The organism is Maribacter sp. ACAM166 (assembly GCF_005771495.1).
Taxonomy (GTDB): Bacteria; Bacteroidota; Bacteroidia; order Flavobacteriales; family Flavobacteriaceae; genus Maribacter.
Window position 1 is genome coordinate 1 of the sequence record NZ_VAUW01000060.1, and the last position, 16415, is coordinate 16415.

The following is a 16415-nucleotide window of genomic DNA, read 5'->3' on the forward strand; positions in this document are numbered from 1 at the left end:
ATGATTTGGGAAAACAAGGTTATATTTAACATAAGAGAAAGGTGTGGTTTTGAGTGCACCACAAAGGTAACTTTGAGGAACAGAATTCCCTTTCTCTTTTTTAATCGTTTAGGACGCTATTGATTCTTAAACATACTTTTTACGGAACTCACGCGGATTTTCATTGGTAATCCTCTTAAAAATACGATTGAAATACGACAAGCTTTCAAAGCCCGAACCATAACAGGCATCGCTCACACTCTTGCCCGTCATTAAATCTCGTTTTGATTGGCTGATACGGTACCGGTTCAAGAATTCGGTAAACGTGTATTTTGTCCTTTTTTTAAAGTAACGGCAGAACGCTTCTTTGGTCATATGGCTGAGAACAGCCATATCTTGAAGTTTTATTTTATGCTGATAATTGTTATCGATATGTCCGAAAATCGCACTGATTCTTTTCTGATCTTTATCGCTAACCTGATTGTCGTAAGGCCGATTGTGTAAAAGCTCAGTTTTCTCTGAATTAGATAGCTCACGTAATATTTCAAGCAGTTTAAGGTACTGTTCTATGGGCGCTAAGCCTTCTAATGCAAATAATTTATCTCCCAATTCTTTTTTTAGTTTTCCCTTAAAGACTAGGCCATGCTTTGATTTTTGGAACATGGTATTGATTGATACTAATTCTGGAGTTTCGTGAAAGTTGGTCTCTACCAACTCTTTCTTCAAATGAACCACTACTTTTCTATAACCCGTTTTAACCCCATAGTCAAAATTTAAATGAGGAATGTTCGATCCTATTAATACCAGATCACTCCCTTGGTAGTTTGAAATATGATTGCCTACATGTCGGGTACCGTTAGCACCCTCTATATAGACCAGTTCATACTCTGGATGAAAATGCCAAAAGAACAAATCATTTAACCTTGGGTCGAACATGATGCTGAACGATCTATTTACTTTGTTGGTGATGGTTTCTAGCTGAACTTTCATAATACTAAGGTATAAGAATATACATTAGATCTACTTACAACAACATGAGAAATCAATTTAGTACAAGTTTTGGTTAACTGCGGTAAACTTTCACAAAGAGATCCTACTCATCTTTGTCTCGAAGATTTATTAGAGTCATGTATTTAGCTTCAACTCAACACCTGACAGGAATAAATAAAAGGTGTGCATCCCGTAAAATAAAACATAATGTGCTTAATATCAAATAGTTTAATACAAAAAAAGGGACCTTGTAAATGTGCCAATGCTTGTCTTAAAAACAACTTTAAGGGAAAGGGTTTAGTACAGTTCCAAAGCGATAAAATTAAACTTGTAGTACAATCAGAGCGGTTTCGCCCAGTTTTTAAAGCTATACTCTTAAACGAAACCCATAGTGAGAACAATCAAGTGGCATTTACGAATTGAGATAAATATCAATAGGGTGAAACCATTTCTAAATAAAAGAACACTACACGATAGTGAATTAAAATTCTTAAAACATGAAAAATAAAGCACAAACAATGGTTCCTGGCAACAAGCACAAAGAAATTCCGGGTAACCCTTCTACTGCGAAAAGCAGTAAAGCGCAACTACGAAACGAGGCAACTGTCGATTCACTTAAGGTCTTGACCTTAGAGCAATGGAAGTTTTGGAAAGAGAACGGCTATGTGGTCGTTAAAAATGCAGTATCTCCAGAACAAGCGAAAAAAACGGCAGCATTTCTTTGGGAATTTGATGAAAAAGACTCCAACGACAAGGAAACGTGGTACACCACGGCCCGAGCCGAAATAAAAATGAAGGAATTGGCAGGGACAGGAATGGTAGAGGTCTATAACAACCAACATTTATGGAACAACCGGCAAAGCCAACGGGTCTATGACGCTTTCACCGATATTTGGGGAACCGAAAAATTATGGGTAACCATAGACCGAGCTAATTTGAATTTCCCTATGCGCCCCGGCCATGAGTACAAAGGGTTCATTCATTGGGATTACGATCCTGAAACAAAACCTCAGAATGTACAAGGGGTATTGGCTTTGGCTGATCAAACCGATAAAGATATGGGAGGTTTTCAATGTATTCCGTGGTTATACAGAAATTATGATACATGGAAATTGACACAACCGGAAGACAGAGATCATTTTAAACCAGATGTAGCCGGCTTGGAGGATAAATTGGTAAAAGTTGCCATGGAGGCAGGAGATCTCTTAATCTTTAATAGTTCACAACCCCACGGCATTCGCCCAAATACCTCCGAAAATCAAGTTCGAATAGCGCAGTATATTTCAATGATGCCAGCACAGGAGGATGATAAAGCATTGAGGAGTTGGAGGACTGATTCTTGGGAGAACAGGGAGTCCCCTGAAGGCTATGCCTTTCCTGGGGATCCACGAAACTGGGAGCAGACAAAATATGAAAGAGCAGAATTATCGAATCTCGGGGAGAAATTATTGGGATTGAAAGATTGGTAATTGATGGTAAAACACTTTTGCAAGTGGGCCCCCGGTATGGTAGCCCCATTTTTAGCGTACACTAAAATTAAAAATAACTAAACCGAGCAAAACTTTAAAAATGGAATTTCTAGATATCGCGATCATCGTATTATATTTTGGCATCATTCTTTGGATTGCCCAATGGGCATCAAAGGGGAAAAAGAATGCAGCCTTTTCGTCTGTCGATTATTTTTTGGCAGGCAAAAACCAAGGCTGGTTGGTCATAGGGGCTTCTTTGTTTGCATCTAATATTGGTTCGGAAATCATTCTAGGAGTGTCCGGTGCAGGGGCACGGGCAAGCATGCCTATGGCGAATTTTGAGATCCTGGCTGCCTTGGTGTTAATCCTTTTCGGTTGGGTTTTCGTCCCATTTTATTTACGCACAGGGGTGTACACAATGCCTGAATTTTTGGAAAAACGTTATTCAAAAGCCTGTCGTAACTATTTATCCGTTATTTCCGTTTTGGCATATATCATCACCAAAATTTCGCTTATCATCTTTGCTGGGGCGTTGGTCTTCGAAGTACTGGGCATTCCGTTTTGGACCGGTGCAATTATTACAGTGGTGGCCACGGGGTTTTATACGGTTCTAGGGGGACTAAAAGCTGTTATTTATACCGATATGGTGCAAGCCTTTATATTAATACTGGGCACTATGGGGGTGGTGTTTTTCGGATTGTACGAATTGGGCGGCTGGAATGAAATGATACGCACCATTGACATGGCGGCAAACACAACGGGTAATCCACCTGTAGATCAATTTTTTAATCTTTGGCGATCTACCGATGATACGGAATATCCATGGACAGGGATGTTGTTCGGCGCACCTATCTTGGGAGTTTGGTATTGGTGTACCGATCAGTTCATCGTACAACGTGCCTTATCTGCAAAGGATGTTAGCAATGCTCGAAAAGGAGCTTTGTTTGCGGGATACCTTAAACTACTACCTGTATTTCTCTTTTTTCTACCAGGTGTTATTGCCTATGCACTTATGCAAAAAGGCATGATAAGTTTCTCTATGGAGAATGCAGACCAAGCCCTTCCCACATTGATTACAGAATTTTTACCAACCGGATTAAAGGGATTAGCTATTGCTGGACTTTTGGCTGCTTTGATGAGTTCACTCTCATCCGCATTTAATTCCAGTTCCACTTTGCTGACCATCGACTTTTATCAGAAGTTCAAACCTGAGGCCTCTGAAAAAGACCTTGTTAGATTTGGTAGGATTGCCACAATAGTGCTGGTCTTGCTTAGTTTGGGCTGGATACCTTTTATGAACGCACTAATGGGCGGGGGTATATTTCACTATCTACAAAGTATTCAAGCTTATATCGCCCCGCCTATAGCCGCTGTTTTTCTGCTAGGCCTTTTTTATAAATGGATAAATGCCCGTGCCGCAATTGTTACCCTATGGACCGGTTTTGTAATAGGAATGTTTCGTTTGGTGGCAGAATTCATGGTCAATGAGGGTTCATTACTACTAACTGATGATAGTACCTTGAGTTATTTTCTAGGGATTAATTTCTTACACTTTGCCTTGTTCCTTTTTCTTTTTTGTTCTGCTGAATTGATGATTATTAGCAAGCTGGGGACTCCACAATCCGCCCTATCATTGGAGGCTGTAACTTTTCAAAAGAAAAAAGGGGCATCTTTTAAATGGACCACCGACGTAATTTTAACCGTGGTATTGATTGTTTTGGTATTGATTATTTGGTACATTTTTAGCCCATTAGGGATGGGGGGATGATATATGATGGTTGTACAGGAGTATAGTCAATGTAGACTAAAATTATAACATCCAAGACATAATTACGGTTCAAATAATATCATGATATAAAAATGAACTAGTACACTTAAAACATATAAATTAAAAATTATAACTATGAATTTTATCCAAAAAGCGTTGATTCCAACCGTACTAATATGTAGCATAGTAAGTACGGCTTGTAAGCAAGAAGTAAAAGAAGAAGAAAAAAACAACAAAAAAGAAGTAACAATGAAACAAGATATGGAGAAACAAAACAAACTTTTAAGGCATGTTGTTCTATTTAAATTTAAGGATGATGCCCCTGCGGAGGAAGTTGAGAAGTTAAATCAATCTTTTAACGCTTTGCCCAAATCAATTCCTGAAATACAGGATTTTGAATGGGGAATAAATGATAGTCCAGAAAATTTTCATCAAGATTTTACCCATTGTTATATGGTAACGTTTGAATCTGAAAGTGATAGAGACAGCATATATACCCCACATCCAAATCACCAAGCGTTTGTAGCTAGCCTGCAACCCTATTTAGAAAAAGTTTTTGTGATAGACTACTGGACTAATCCAAAATAAGACCAGATATGACGGTCCTAACACACTATACAAAACATGGTAAGGTTAACGAATAAGAGGATTGGATGGGGTCAGATTAGTTTTAAAATAACATGAAATACAAAGAGGTACGGCATCCAATCTACCTCTTTATAATCAAAATCAATTAAATGTAAACTGATGGAAAAAATTTTAAACGATGGCAATAGAATTCCAATTGTAGGTTTTGGCACCTACAAGGCAAATGAAGAAGAAGGAATCAAATCCATTCAGAGTGCTTTGACCTTGGGTTATCGGTTAATCGATACTGCTGCAATTTATCAAAATGAAGAAGCCGTAGGCAAAGCAATCAAGGCCAGTGGAGTTTTAAGGGAGGAAATTTTTGTGACTACTAAACTTTGGCGTGAGAATCTAGGATATAAACAGACTAGAAATGCTTTGGACGAATCTTTGAGAAAATTAGATTTAGATTATATAGACCTGTATCTTATACATTGGCCGGCTAATGCGATAAACTATACCGATTGGAAAAAAACTAATGCTGATACATGGCGTGCCATGGAGGAGTTACAAGCTGAAGGAAAAATCAAATCTCTTGGAGTCAGTAACTTTTGGCCAGAACATCTGGAAGCACTTTTTCAAACAACAAAAGTAATTCCCTCAGTCAATCAAATTGAGTTTCACCCAGGCTATTGGCAACCCCAAGTGACCGATTTTTGTAAAAGTCACGGAATTGCCGTAGAATCATGGTCCCCTTTAGCTAGAGGGAAAGTTTTTGGTAATGAGCTGTTGATCGGGCTTTCAAAAAAGTATCAGAAATCGGTTTCGCAAGTTTGCTTACGATGGATAATTCAACACGATGTAATCGCTATTCCGAAATCGTCATCGCCCGAAAGGATAAACGAAAACATTAACTTATTTGATTTTGAACTATCTGAAAAAGAAATGAAAGAAATCAATGAACTTCCGCAAATAGGTTTCAGTGGCGAATTACCCAACATCTGGCCTGAGAGAATTTAGTGTACTCCTATTGTAGCTTGTCCTTTTAGAATGACTGCTATAGTAAGTGATCTATTTCCTCCAACTTTAAATTGGAGGGTGGACCGTATGTTTTACAACGTATTGCTTTCATTCCTCAAAGTAATTTTACAATTTCTAATATTTGTGTTTCTAAGTTCTCGACTCCGCTCGAAATGATAGTAGGGGCTTTGAATCTTGGCTCTTGGCTCTTGGCTCTTGGCTCTTGGCTCTTGGCTCTTGGCTCTTGGCTCTTGGCTCTTGGCTCTTGGCTCTTGGCTCTTGGCTCTTAATAAAAAATCAATCTTCAATAACTTTCAACACCAATTTACCCAATTTATCGCCAGAGAAAAGTCGATTGTACGTCTCTGGGAAGTTTTCAATTCCTTCATAAACATCTTCACGAGTTTTTAACTTGCCTTCTGCCATCCATTTGCCCATTTGTTGACCGGCTTCCCCATATCTTTCTGCCCAATCAAATACGACCATCCCTTGCATGGTTGCTCTATTGACCAATAAAGAAAGGTAATTGGATGGCCCTCTCATGTTTTGCTTGCTATTATACTGGGAAATCGCTCCGCAAATAACCACTCTTGCATGCATTCGTAATCTGCCTAAAGCGGCATCCAAAATTTCCCCTCCAACATTATCAAAATAAACATCCAACCCTTTTGGACATTCTTGCTTCAATCGCTCCTTTACATCTTCATTTTTATAATCGATACATGCATCAAAGCCTAACTCCTCAACTACGTATGTACACTTATCCGCACCACCGGCTATGCCAATTACGGTACATCCCTTTATCTTGGCTATTTGTCCGACAATGCTACCCACTGCGCCAGCGGCACCAGAGACTACGACGATATCTCCTTCCTTTATTTTGCCTACTTCCAAAATTCCAAAATAAGCGGTCATTCCTGGCATTCCCAAGGTGCCAATGTAGGTAGGCAGCGGAGCTAACTTGGGGTCCACTTTATAATATCCTTTTCCATCCGTGGCAACATATTGTTGTACGCCACCATGGCCTGAAATGAAATCCCCTACCTTAAATGCTGGGTGATTCTTCCCTTTTATGACCTCGCCAACCGAACCTGCGCGCATAACAGCACCAATTTCTACCGGTTCTATATACGATCTTCCTTCATTCATCCATCCACGCATGGCGGGGTCAAGAGATATGTAGTGATTCTGTACTAAGACCTGCCCCTCCTCTAGTTCCGGTATAGGGTTCGTTTCTAAGGACCAAGTGGAAGAATCTGCTGCTCCTATCGGTCTCTTTACTAATATGAGTTGTTTGTTCATCTTATTTTATTTATTTGTTTTTTTATTTTTATTGGTAAAACTTTCTACATACCCCTTCATCTTGGACCTAATTTCGGGCTTCCACCACAATATTGTTGATTCTTTCAAAGAATTTTCGGCATTTAAATCGAGCTTATCCCATAGATGCTTCCGCAGTTTTTTCTTAGTATTCATCAAGATTTCTTGATCAGCTTTCAAATAGTGCTTCATCTGTTTTTCCGAACGTTCCAATACTTTATCGAGGGGAACCAATTCATCTACCAGCCCTGCTGCTAATGCTTCCTTACCATTCAATAATTTTCCTTCCAGAATATAGCGATGTGCTACCCCATTACCCATCCAAAAGGCATAAATTTCAGTGAGGTTTTGACTGATTTGAATATGTACGGCCACCTCGTTTAGACCAATAACATACGTATCACCTTCTGCCATATACCGATTATCACTAGTAACGGCCAAAACACATCCCCCAGCTGGAGCATGGCCCGTTATGGCTGAGATAAAAGGTTTTTTAAACTGTACCAATTGCAAATACAGTCCTCCAAAAGCGGTAAAAAATTCCTGTATTTGCTTTTCATCATATTCATACAATTCAATCAAATCTAATCCCGCAGAAAAATAGTGGGGCCGTCCCGTTAAAATTACGCCCATAACCGTAGGGTCTTCTTCCAACTTCTTGAAAAGCTCGGTTAGCTCGTTCACCATCTCCAGGTTTATGGCGTTTACCTTTCCCCGGTTCATTTGAACTATGACATAGTTTTCCTTTTCTGTTACTTCTAATGTATTCATAGTTTGCTATTATAATGAAGTTCCTCCGTCCAAGGTTATCGTCTGCCCGGTCATAAATTTTGAATTTTCAGAGGCCAGCCAGCAAATAGCTTCCGCAATTTCCTCCGCTTCCCCAAACCTGCCCATAGGTATAAAACGTTTTAACTTATCATCCATATCGGGACTTACGGAAAGTAATTGTTCCAACAATGCCGAATGTGTAAACCCAGGGCATACTGCATTGATTCGAATGTTTTTCCTTCCATACTCCAGGGCGGCCGATTTTGTCATTCCCACCACTGCAAATTTACTAGCGGAATACGAAAGGTTATTTCCCAAAGCCTTTAAACCCGCTAAAGAAGCAACATTCACAATAGTACCATGTCGCTGTTTTAGCATCTGTTGTATCGCAAGTTTCATACAATAGAATACCCCCGTTTGGTTTACCGCTATTACATTATGCCAATCCTCAAGTGAATAATCTGCAGTCTTTGCTTGGTGTTTACCTCCTATTCCGGCATTGTTAACCATAACATCAAGACTGCCCTGTTTTTTAATTACAGTTTGAAGTAATTCCTTCACCTGATCAAACTGGGTTACATCTGCTACCAAGGCCAAGGCTCTACCGCCCTCATTTCGGATTTCATCTGCCACATTTTCCGCACTTTCCAGATTAATATCGGAGACAACTACAATGGCCTTATGTACGCCAAAAAGTTTTGCCGTGGCTGCCCCTATGCCACTACCAGCTCCGGTAATTACCACTACTTTATCTTTCAAATTCATTTTTCCGTTTTTCGTTGATTTATTATTTTTGATTAGGTGTACAATGAATTAAACGCGAGTTCACTAATGCTTGCTCCCTCAAATTTGAAGGATATCCTTTGGCCATTAACATGCTCATGAAATCGGAAACTGAATTGTACTTTACGATAAGTACATCATCCCATAAGGTATACTCTTCAGAACCAATTAACAGATGCTTGAGCGAACCGTAATACACAATTTCCGTATTTGCTTTAACAATAAAAGGAGTCGATTGCCGCATATATTCGCTGGAGGATTCCTTTCCCTTTATTCCCGTTTCAGGCACAAGCGCTTTATATTTGACCATATTAAGCATAACCACAGGATTTTGGGATATACTTTTTGCAAAGTCTGATACTTGGTCTGGATTCATGTTCAAATGGTATTGCTTATCCATAATTAATACAAATTATCTATTTGATTTTTCTGAATGGCCTGCCATGCTGTATTACAACATAAAGCAGAAGCCTTATTCAAATTCGCAAACTTGGGATCACTGGTATGGCCATGTTTATATCGGTAATAAATCTGTTGGGCAATTACTGCAATCTTAAAAAGTCCGTAAGCAAAGTAGAAGGTCAGATTATCTATATTTCTACCACTTTTTAAAGCATAGTGCTGTACAATTTCCGTTCGCGAGGGATTGCCTTTCATAACCGTTGGGGAGGGAAGCCCTTGTTTCATAAACTCAGGGTCACCTGCCGTTGTCCAATAGCCCAATGAAGTTCCCAAATCCATCATAGGGTCACCAAGCGTGCACATTTCCCAGTCTAATACAGCTGAAATATTCTTCCAACTATCATCTGTAAAAACCACATTGTCATATTTAAAATCGTTGTGAATAAGGGTATGGTCATATTTTTTGGGTTGATTTTCACTCATCCACGTCATTACCTTTTGTGCTGCCGGTACCTTGTCGGTTGCGGCGGCCAGATACTGCTTGCCCCAATTATTCACTTGACGTTCTACGTATCCTTCGGGTCGTCCCAATTCGGATAATCCTGCAGCCTTATAATCAATATTGTGAAACTCAACAAAGGCATCGACCCAGGTATCGGAAATAGTTTTAAATTCATCGGGCGAAACCTGTTTGTCAAGCGCAGATGTAGCCGTTAGAATTTCTCCGTTAACCTTCTCCATAATATAAAATGGAGCTCCTATAGTTTTGGTATCCTCATTATAGACAACTACTCTAGGGCTCTTATCATAAACAGGATTCAACTGCTGTAACACCTTAAATTCACGCCTCATATCATGCCCGCGTTTTGGTGCTGCAAATGGCGGTCTTCTTAATACGTATTCCTTGTCCTCAACTTGAAGTAGATAGGTTAGGTTAGAGTACCCATTGGTGAATTGTTTTATAACCAATTCGATATTCACCCGGTTTATTAACGCATGTTTTAGCAAAAAATCCTTAAGTTTGACCTCATTAATTTCCTCCCCTTCCCGTACCGGTTTTAAGTTTTTTTCGCTAGACATTCGAGTTCTTTACATACTTATTTATCGTACTTTTTCCCAATTGACTCATATGAACTTCATCCGGACCATCGGCCAAGCGTAGCGTCCGTGCCGCAGCATAGAAATGTGCCAATGGTGTATCACTCCCGACCCCTTTTCCACCCAAAATCTGAATAGCTCTGTCAATCACCCTCAAAGCCATTTGGGGCGTGACTATTTTTATCATGGCAATTAAATCCTTAGCCTCTTTATTTCCTGCTTTATCCATTTTATCAGCTGCGGACAGCACCAACAAGCGCGTCTGTTCAATTTCACAGGCAGAAAGGGCGATATCTTGTCGTACACTACTAAAAGTGTCTAAGGTTCTACCAAAGGGCTTTCTTTGTACGGTACGTTCCGACATAATTTCTAAAGAACGTTGCGCCATGCCAATTAACCGCATACAGTGATGAACACGGCCCGGACCTAAACGGCCCTGAGCGATTTCAAATCCTCTACCCTCCCCTAATAACAAATTGGTCTTTGGTACGCGAACACTATCCAAAATGATTTCAGCGTGCCCTTCGGGCGAATCGGTATAACCAAAAACGCTTAGTGCTCTTTCAATCTTTAGGCCAGGGGTATCCATCGGTACCAAAATCATACTTTGTTGCACATGCCGGGGTGCATCAAAATCGGTCTTACCCATCACGATGGCAATTTTACAATTGGGGTCCATCGCACCGGAAGACCACCATTTCCGACCATTGATGACATAGTCATTCCCATCGGCACTAATAGCGGTTTCAATGTTGGTGGCATCAGAAGAAGCAACATCAGGCTCCGTCATTAAAAAAGCTGAACGTATTTCTCCGTTCATCAATGGCCTTAACCATTTTTCTTGTTGTTCTGGAGTTCCATATTTAGCGAGCACCTCCATGTTTCCCGTGTCAGGAGCACTACAATTAAAGATTTCCGACGACCATATAATACGTCCCATGATTTCTGCCAAAGGGGCATATTCCAAATTCGAAAGCCCTGGGCTAAGTTCTCCATACGAAGAGGGTAGAAAAACATTCCAAAGTCCGGCATCTTTAGCCTTTTGTTTTAACGCTTCCAACCCAGGCCAACGTTTCCAACTATTTTCCGGATTCTGATGGAACAACTCCACCTCTTTTTCAATAGGGTGAACGTGGGCTTCCATAAAACCCTTCAATTTTTCTTGAAGTGCTATCGATGTATCGCTGTAGTCAAAATTCATAGTTCTTTTTTATTAGCCTGAAATTAAATAACCTCCATCTGCAGTATACACTCCGCCTGTCATGTAGGAGCCCGCATCGGATGCCAACAACATGACTATTCCAGCCATTTCATCAGGTTCCGCTACTCTTTTCAAAGGAACGATACCTGTATATTGTGCCACGAGTTTTTCATTCGACCATAGACTTTCGCTGAATTTTGTTTTAATCAATCCAGGGCAGACCGCATTGGAACGGATGCCGTAGCGGCCCCACTCCTTTGCCTGGTTCTTGGTGAGCATAATCACTGCAGCTTTGGTCATACTATAGAGGCCCAATCGAAATCCGGGATGTATACCTTCTACCGATGCAATATTGATAATACTACCACCGCCATTTGCTTTCATATGCGGCTGTGCCAAATTAGAAAGTATCCAAGGTGCCTTAACGTTTACGTTCATTATTTTATCAAACACCTCTTCCCCTGCCGATTCCAATGGTCCGTAGAACGGATTTATGGCAGCATTGTTGACCAAGATGTCTATTCGCCCATAGGCGTCCATCGTTTTGGCTATCAGTTGTTCTCTTTGGCTACTGTCCCCAATATGACATTCAATTCCTATGGCTTCCAAATCAGCTTCAGTAAACTCCTTCGCCACTGCATCAACAGCGGCTTGTTTTCTGCTACTAATGACTACTTTGGCCCCGTTTTCAGCAAGACCCTTGGCGATGGAAAGTCCGATACCCTTGCTTGAACCCGTAATGATGGCAACTTTTCCCGTTAGGTCAAATTTTGATTTTATACTACTCATGTTTCGTTGTCGGTTGTTAAGTTATAAAAGTATTTTTTACTTTTTTGACTTTTAAATCAAGCAAACACCTGCTTCTCCGTATTCAGTGTCAATGCCTGTTTGTCTATCAATATTTCAGAAAGCCCAGTTGTTTTTGGAAGTTCATATTTAAAATAAAACTGCATGGCGTGGATTTTGTTTTCGTAGAATTCAGCACTGAAATTAGTATCACCGGAGACCAATGCTTTTTGGGCTTCATGGCCTATATCCAACCATTGCCATGCTATGACGATTGTACTGAAAAATTCCATAAAGGGTGTGGCGTCTGCTAAAAATCTTTGGTAGTCGCCTTTCATTGCATACCCCATAAGGGATTCTAGCACTTTTTGGGTTAGTTCCAGTTTACTTCCTAATTTCTCAGCCAGCGGTTTCAACGATTCGTGTGCCATACTTTCTTTGATGGAGTTCCTGATTTCCTCGGAGAGTAATTGCAGCGCTTTCCCGTTTTCCATGGTGATTTTTCTTCCCAAAAGATCTTGAGACTGTATGCCAGTTGTTCCTTCATAAATGGCCGAGATGCGAATATCTCGTAAATACTGCTGTAAAATATAATCAGAGCAAAAACCATAGCCCCCTAGTACTTGTACCCCATTATTTACAGAAGTAATGCCCATTTCAGCAGGGTAGGTCTTAACTACTGGCGTTAATATCTCCAACAACAACTTGTATTTTGCTCTACCCTCTGTATCTGGAAGCGATTGCGACAGGTCTTGATACCGTGAAGTCAAAAACACCAGGCTCAAAGATCCTTCAGTAATCACTTTTTGCAACAGCAGCATTCTGCGTACATCGGGGTGATTAATGATGAGGGTTTGTTCTTGGGAAGCATCTTTTTTCCCCGTTCGTTGCAGCTCCCGACCTTGAGGTCTTTCTTTAGCGTAGTTAACCGAGGCATGGTAGGCACCTGTGGCAATTGCTGCCGCTCCACGCCCCACAGCAATCCGCGCGCCATTCATCATTAAGAACATATACTTTAAGCCTTTATTGGGTTCACCGACCAACCAACCGGTGCAGTCTTCCTTATCTCCAAAAAACAGGTGCGTCGTACAATACCCTCTTTGACCCATTTTTTGAAAATCACCAACCGTAGTGACGTCATTGCATTCCAAATTACCGTCTTCATTAAGTCGATTTTTCGGTACCACAAAAAGTGAAATTCCCTTAGTTCCAGCAGGTGCTCCTTTTATACGGGCCAAAACAAGATGAACGATATTTTCAGCTCCTTTATAATCCCCTCCGGAAATAAATATTTTTTGTCCGTTTATTTTATAGGAATCTCCATGAGGCACGGCAGTAGTCACAATATCTGATAACGAGCTACCTGCCTGGGGTTCCGTGAGGCACATGGTACCGCTCCATGCTCCGGTCATCATTTTGGGCACATAGGTGTCCTTTAAGAATTGATTTCCAAAATGCACAATCAATTCCGCTGCACCTACTGTAAGACCAATGTAATTGGGTAGGTGGTTATTGGCCGCTTCCTGAATAAAGGCGGAAGCATTAACCACCATCGAGGGCATTTGCATACCACCGAACTCATAGGGGAACGGTCCGGATAAAAAACCCATTTCACCCCCCGCTTTCATATACTTTTTTACTTGTGGATGAACAATAATTTCCCCATCCTTAAAGTGGGCGGGGTTTTCGTCCATTTCTCGGAAATAGGGATAGAGTTCCTTATCCGAAAAATCCTTTACGGAGTCGAGCATCATGGCAATAGATTCCTCATCGTATTCTGTAAATCGATCTAGCTCCAGTACACTTTTAAGGTCATGTACATTGAACAACAAAAATTTAAGGGTCTCCATTTCTATATAGGTATTGGCCATAACTATTGTTTTAAAGATTAGTGCGATTCAAGTTAGGATTTATTCCTAGGAATCTCGTTAAACTGGTTTAATAAAATTGGAATGCTAAACCCTGATGAGTTTATTGTATTTCTAAGTAGAACGGTATTCGTTTAAAAAAACCGAATACTTTAGAATTATTGACGAATTAAGTAATAAGCACAGTAATTCGCATACCCAATTGTTAGTGGCAATTAAAAATAAAAAACTCTAAATACATGATGAATCAAAACATCAGATTACTTAACTTAAAGCCTAAATAAAATTTTGTTTTTAAATTCCCTCTATCAAAATGTAATGATAAAAAGCGAAGCCAGTTTTAGAAATATATTTGAACGTCATGATGCAATAATGCTATTGATAGAACCAAAAACAGGTTTAATAATCGACGCAAATAATTCAGCAATTAAATTTTATGGATATGAAAAGGCAAAACTTTGTTCCATGAATATTGATAAAATTAACACGTTATCGCAAGAGCAAATTTTGATTGAGCGAACAAATGCAATAAATGAAAAGAGAAATTATTTTATTTTCCCTCATAAATTAGCAAATGGAGAAATACGAATTATTGAAGCGCATTCTTCACCCATTGAATTTAATGAACAACAACTATTATTTTCAATACTACATGATATTACCAAACGAAAAAATGCTGAACAAGCATTAAAGGATAGTGAATTACGATGGAAATTTGCTATAGAAGGCAATTCTGATGGATTGTGGGACTGGAATTTAATTACCAACGAATTATTTTTTTCAGAACAATATAAAAAAATGTTAGGCTTTGCAAAAGAAGAAATAGACGCTAACTTAAAAGAATGGAATAAAAGAATTCACCCAGATGATAAAAAAAAGGTTTTTGATGATTTAAACAAGCATATTAATGGAGAGATTGATTTTTACGAAAACGAACATCGTGTGTTATGTAATGATAATACCTTCAAATGGGTTTTAGACAGAGGTAAAATTATTTCATATACTTCGGATAACAAACCTGAGCGAATGATTGGAACTCATTCGGATATTACCAGCCGCAAAAAAACAGAAGAAGCACTAAATAAAAGTGAAGTCCAATTAAGAGAACTGAATGCCACAAAAGATAAATTTTTCTCAATAATTGCACATGATTTAAGAAGTCCATTTAATAGTATTTTGGGCTTTTCTGAACTACTAATTGAACATGTAAAAAAATATGATGATGAAGAAATTGAAAAGTATTTAGGCATTATAAATTCATCAACTCAAAGCACGTTAGTTTTACTCGATAATTTATTGAATTGGGCTAATTCACAAACCGGACAAGTTAATTTTAAACCAGAAACAGTCGTATTATCTTCTATTATTCAACCAATATTTGAACTTTTAAATTCAAGTGCAAAAAATAAAAGCCTAGCACTAAATTACGTTCAATCAGAAGAAATTGAAGTTTTTGCTGACCTCAATATGATTAAAACGGTTTTAAGAAATCTAATTTCCAATGCTATAAAATTCACTACATCTAAAGGAAAAATAAATGTTTACCCAGTACAATACGACAAATTTGTTGAAATTGCAGTTTCTGATAATGGAGTTGGAATGAATGAAGAAACTCAAAATAAATTATTCAATCTCGAAACAAACAAAACAACCCTTGGAACAGCAAAAGAAAAAGGTTCAGGTTTAGGCTTAATACTTTGCAAAGAATTCGTAGAAAAACATGGTGGGAAAATTTGGGTTGAGAGCGAATTAGGCAAGGGTAGTAAGTTTAAATTTACTTTACCTTTGAATAAATTAGAATGAAGACCTGAGGTGAAAAACAACTCTTTTCTTCATTAATTTAAGCCTCTAGTATTTTAAGCTCATAGATTCGTTTTACTACTTCTTTGAGATTTATTATTATTGGATTTCAACTACTTTACTCGCCATACATAAACGAAAGTTTCATCATAAGGCCTACCCGATTTAGCTATAGCAAAACCGTTAAAAACTATCCCTTTCCCAAACGTTTCCTAAGTTTTGAGAGACCCACTGGCGTTAGTCCCAAATAGGAAGCAATCAAATATAGTGAATGCGTTCACTAAAAATGATATAGAAATTGGTGAAATTGAAATTCCGATTGGTAATTATTACAAACAAAATGTTCTTAGTAATCTTCAAATTATTGAATAATTAGAAGTTGGAAATAAAAAAACCTGAAGCACTAGTCAAATCTCTTTTTCGGCTTGTCTAAAAGTTAAAACTACTTACAATAAATATAAGTCATTAGAGGTCAGTAGTTAGTTACTTATTAATTTTGCTTGACTAATTTTATCTCCTTGCACCATTTTGACTATTAGATTGTTGAAGATGGTAGCTTTGTTTTGAGACCTGTTGATCCTAAAGCAGAACTC

The 16415-nt window shown here is 38.9% G+C and carries 14 protein-coding genes and 1 pseudogene; 5 read left to right on the top strand and 10 right to left on the bottom strand.

Annotated features, from left to right (window positions below; translation table 11 throughout):
- Positions 1 to 126 precede the first annotated feature (126 nt).
- Positions 127 to 969 (bottom strand): AraC family transcriptional regulator, encoded by an 843-nt coding sequence (locus tag ES765_RS20390; RefSeq protein WP_138116225.1) that lies wholly within the window; start codon positions 967 to 969, stop codon positions 127 to 129.
- Between the two features lie 497 nt (positions 970 to 1466).
- Here ES765_RS20390 and ES765_RS20395 point away from each other — a divergent pair, with 497 nt between their 5' ends.
- From ES765_RS20395 to ES765_RS20410, 4 genes are all read left to right on the top strand, one after another.
- Positions 1467 to 2438, top strand: coding sequence for a phytanoyl-CoA dioxygenase family protein (locus tag ES765_RS20395; RefSeq protein WP_138116227.1), 972 nt, complete (start codon positions 1467 to 1469; stop codon positions 2436 to 2438).
- Positions 2439 to 2538: 100 nt separating this feature from the next.
- A complete protein-coding gene (locus ES765_RS20400) occupies positions 2539 to 4206 on the top strand; it encodes a sodium:solute symporter (protein WP_138116229.1) in 1668 nt (555 codons plus the stop codon).
- A gap of 135 nt (positions 4207 to 4341) precedes the next feature.
- Complete coding sequence (locus ES765_RS20405) at positions 4342 to 4794, top strand: Dabb family protein (RefSeq protein ID WP_138116231.1); 453 nt, start codon at positions 4342 to 4344, stop codon at positions 4792 to 4794.
- A 159-nt stretch (positions 4795 to 4953) separates the two neighbouring features.
- Entirely contained in the window at positions 4954 to 5793 is an 840-nt protein-coding gene (locus tag ES765_RS20410) for an aldo/keto reductase (protein WP_138116233.1), read from the top strand.
- Between the two features lie 297 nt (positions 5794 to 6090).
- On the opposite strand, the gene ES765_RS20420 is transcribed toward ES765_RS20410, so the two are convergent.
- Genes ES765_RS20420 through ES765_RS20455 form a run of 8 tightly spaced genes read right to left on the bottom strand, consistent with a single transcriptional unit; the run spans position 6091 to position 14025 of the window.
- The gene (locus tag ES765_RS20420) at positions 6091 to 7095 is read right to left on the bottom strand and encodes an NADP-dependent oxidoreductase (RefSeq protein ID WP_138116237.1); all 1005 of its coding nucleotides are present in this window, start codon (positions 7093 to 7095) and stop codon (positions 6091 to 6093) included.
- 6 nt (positions 7096 to 7101) lie between these two features.
- Entirely contained in the window at positions 7102 to 7884 is a 783-nt protein-coding gene (locus ES765_RS20425; RefSeq protein ID WP_138116239.1) for an enoyl-CoA hydratase/isomerase family protein, read from the bottom strand.
- Positions 7885 to 7893: 9 nt separating this feature from the next.
- Entirely contained in the window at positions 7894 to 8649 is a 756-nt protein-coding gene (locus tag ES765_RS20430) for an SDR family NAD(P)-dependent oxidoreductase (RefSeq protein ID WP_138116241.1), read from the bottom strand.
- A 22-nt stretch (positions 8650 to 8671) separates the two neighbouring features.
- Complete coding sequence (locus ES765_RS20435; protein WP_138116243.1) at positions 8672 to 9067, bottom strand: hypothetical protein; 396 nt, start codon at positions 9065 to 9067, stop codon at positions 8672 to 8674.
- Between the two features lie 2 nt (positions 9068 to 9069).
- Positions 9070 to 10149: a phosphotransferase family protein gene (locus ES765_RS20440; protein WP_138116245.1), complete on the bottom strand. Its 1080-nt coding sequence runs from the start codon at positions 10147 to 10149 to the stop codon at positions 9070 to 9072.
- Positions 10142 to 11368 carry an acyl-CoA dehydrogenase family protein gene (locus tag ES765_RS20445; RefSeq protein WP_138116247.1) on the bottom strand — a complete coding sequence of 409 codons (1227 nt, stop codon included), beginning with the start codon at positions 11366 to 11368 and terminating at the stop codon, positions 10142 to 10144. The genes ES765_RS20440 and ES765_RS20445 overlap by 8 nt, the downstream gene beginning before the upstream one ends.
- Positions 11369 to 11380: 12 nt before the next feature.
- Positions 11381 to 12157 carry a glucose 1-dehydrogenase gene (locus tag ES765_RS20450; protein WP_138116249.1) on the bottom strand — a complete coding sequence of 259 codons (777 nt, stop codon included), beginning with the start codon at positions 12155 to 12157 and terminating at the stop codon, positions 11381 to 11383.
- 56 nt (positions 12158 to 12213) lie between these two features.
- Complete coding sequence (locus ES765_RS20455; RefSeq protein WP_138116251.1) at positions 12214 to 14025, bottom strand: acyl-CoA dehydrogenase; 1812 nt, start codon at positions 14023 to 14025, stop codon at positions 12214 to 12216.
- Positions 14026 to 14340: 315 nt separating this feature from the next.
- Between ES765_RS20455 and ES765_RS20460 the strand changes: the two genes are divergently transcribed.
- Positions 14341 to 15825 carry a PAS domain S-box protein gene (locus ES765_RS20460; protein ID WP_138116253.1) on the top strand — a complete coding sequence of 495 codons (1485 nt, stop codon included), beginning with the start codon at positions 14341 to 14343 and terminating at the stop codon, positions 15823 to 15825.
- 476 nt (positions 15826 to 16301) lie between these two features.
- Here ES765_RS20460 and ES765_RS20465 read toward each other — a convergent pair.
- Positions 16302 to 16415 (bottom strand): annotated as a pseudogene (locus ES765_RS20465) (IS1595 family transposase); the annotation flags it as partial.

Excerpts from the sequence above, each read along its gene's own strand:
- ES765_RS20405 (WP_138116231.1), top strand. The coding sequence starts at position 4,342 with ATGAATTTTATCCAAAAAGCGTTGATTCCAACCGTACTAATATGTAGC.
- ES765_RS20410 (WP_138116233.1), top strand. The coding sequence starts at position 4,954 with ATGGAAAAAATTTTAAACGATGGCAATAGAATTCCAATTGTAGGTTTT.
- ES765_RS20445 (WP_138116247.1), bottom strand. The coding sequence starts at position 11,368 with ATGAATTTTGACTACAGCGATACATCGATAGCACTTCAAGAAAAATTG.
- ES765_RS20425 (WP_138116239.1), bottom strand. The coding sequence starts at position 7,884 with ATGAATACATTAGAAGTAACAGAAAAGGAAAACTATGTCATAGTTCAA.
- ES765_RS20420 (WP_138116237.1), bottom strand. The coding sequence starts at position 7,095 with ATGAACAAACAACTCATATTAGTAAAGAGACCGATAGGAGCAGCAGAT.
- ES765_RS20390 (WP_138116225.1), bottom strand. The coding sequence starts at position 969 with ATGAAAGTTCAGCTAGAAACCATCACCAACAAAGTAAATAGATCGTTC.
- ES765_RS20435 (WP_138116243.1), bottom strand. The coding sequence starts at position 9,067 with ATGGATAAGCAATACCATTTGAACATGAATCCAGACCAAGTATCAGAC.
- ES765_RS20440 (WP_138116245.1), bottom strand. The coding sequence starts at position 10,149 with ATGTCTAGCGAAAAAAACTTAAAACCGGTACGGGAAGGGGAGGAAATT.
- ES765_RS20430 (WP_138116241.1), bottom strand. The coding sequence starts at position 8,649 with ATGAATTTGAAAGATAAAGTAGTGGTAATTACCGGAGCTGGTAGTGGC.
- ES765_RS20395 (WP_138116227.1), top strand. The coding sequence starts at position 1,467 with ATGAAAAATAAAGCACAAACAATGGTTCCTGGCAACAAGCACAAAGAA.
- ES765_RS20460 (WP_138116253.1), top strand. The coding sequence starts at position 14,341 with ATGATAAAAAGCGAAGCCAGTTTTAGAAATATATTTGAACGTCATGAT.
- ES765_RS20455 (WP_138116251.1), bottom strand. The coding sequence starts at position 14,025 with ATGGCCAATACCTATATAGAAATGGAGACCCTTAAATTTTTGTTGTTC.
- ES765_RS20450 (WP_138116249.1), bottom strand. The coding sequence starts at position 12,157 with ATGAGTAGTATAAAATCAAAATTTGACCTAACGGGAAAAGTTGCCATC.
- ES765_RS20400 (WP_138116229.1), top strand. The coding sequence starts at position 2,539 with ATGGAATTTCTAGATATCGCGATCATCGTATTATATTTTGGCATCATT.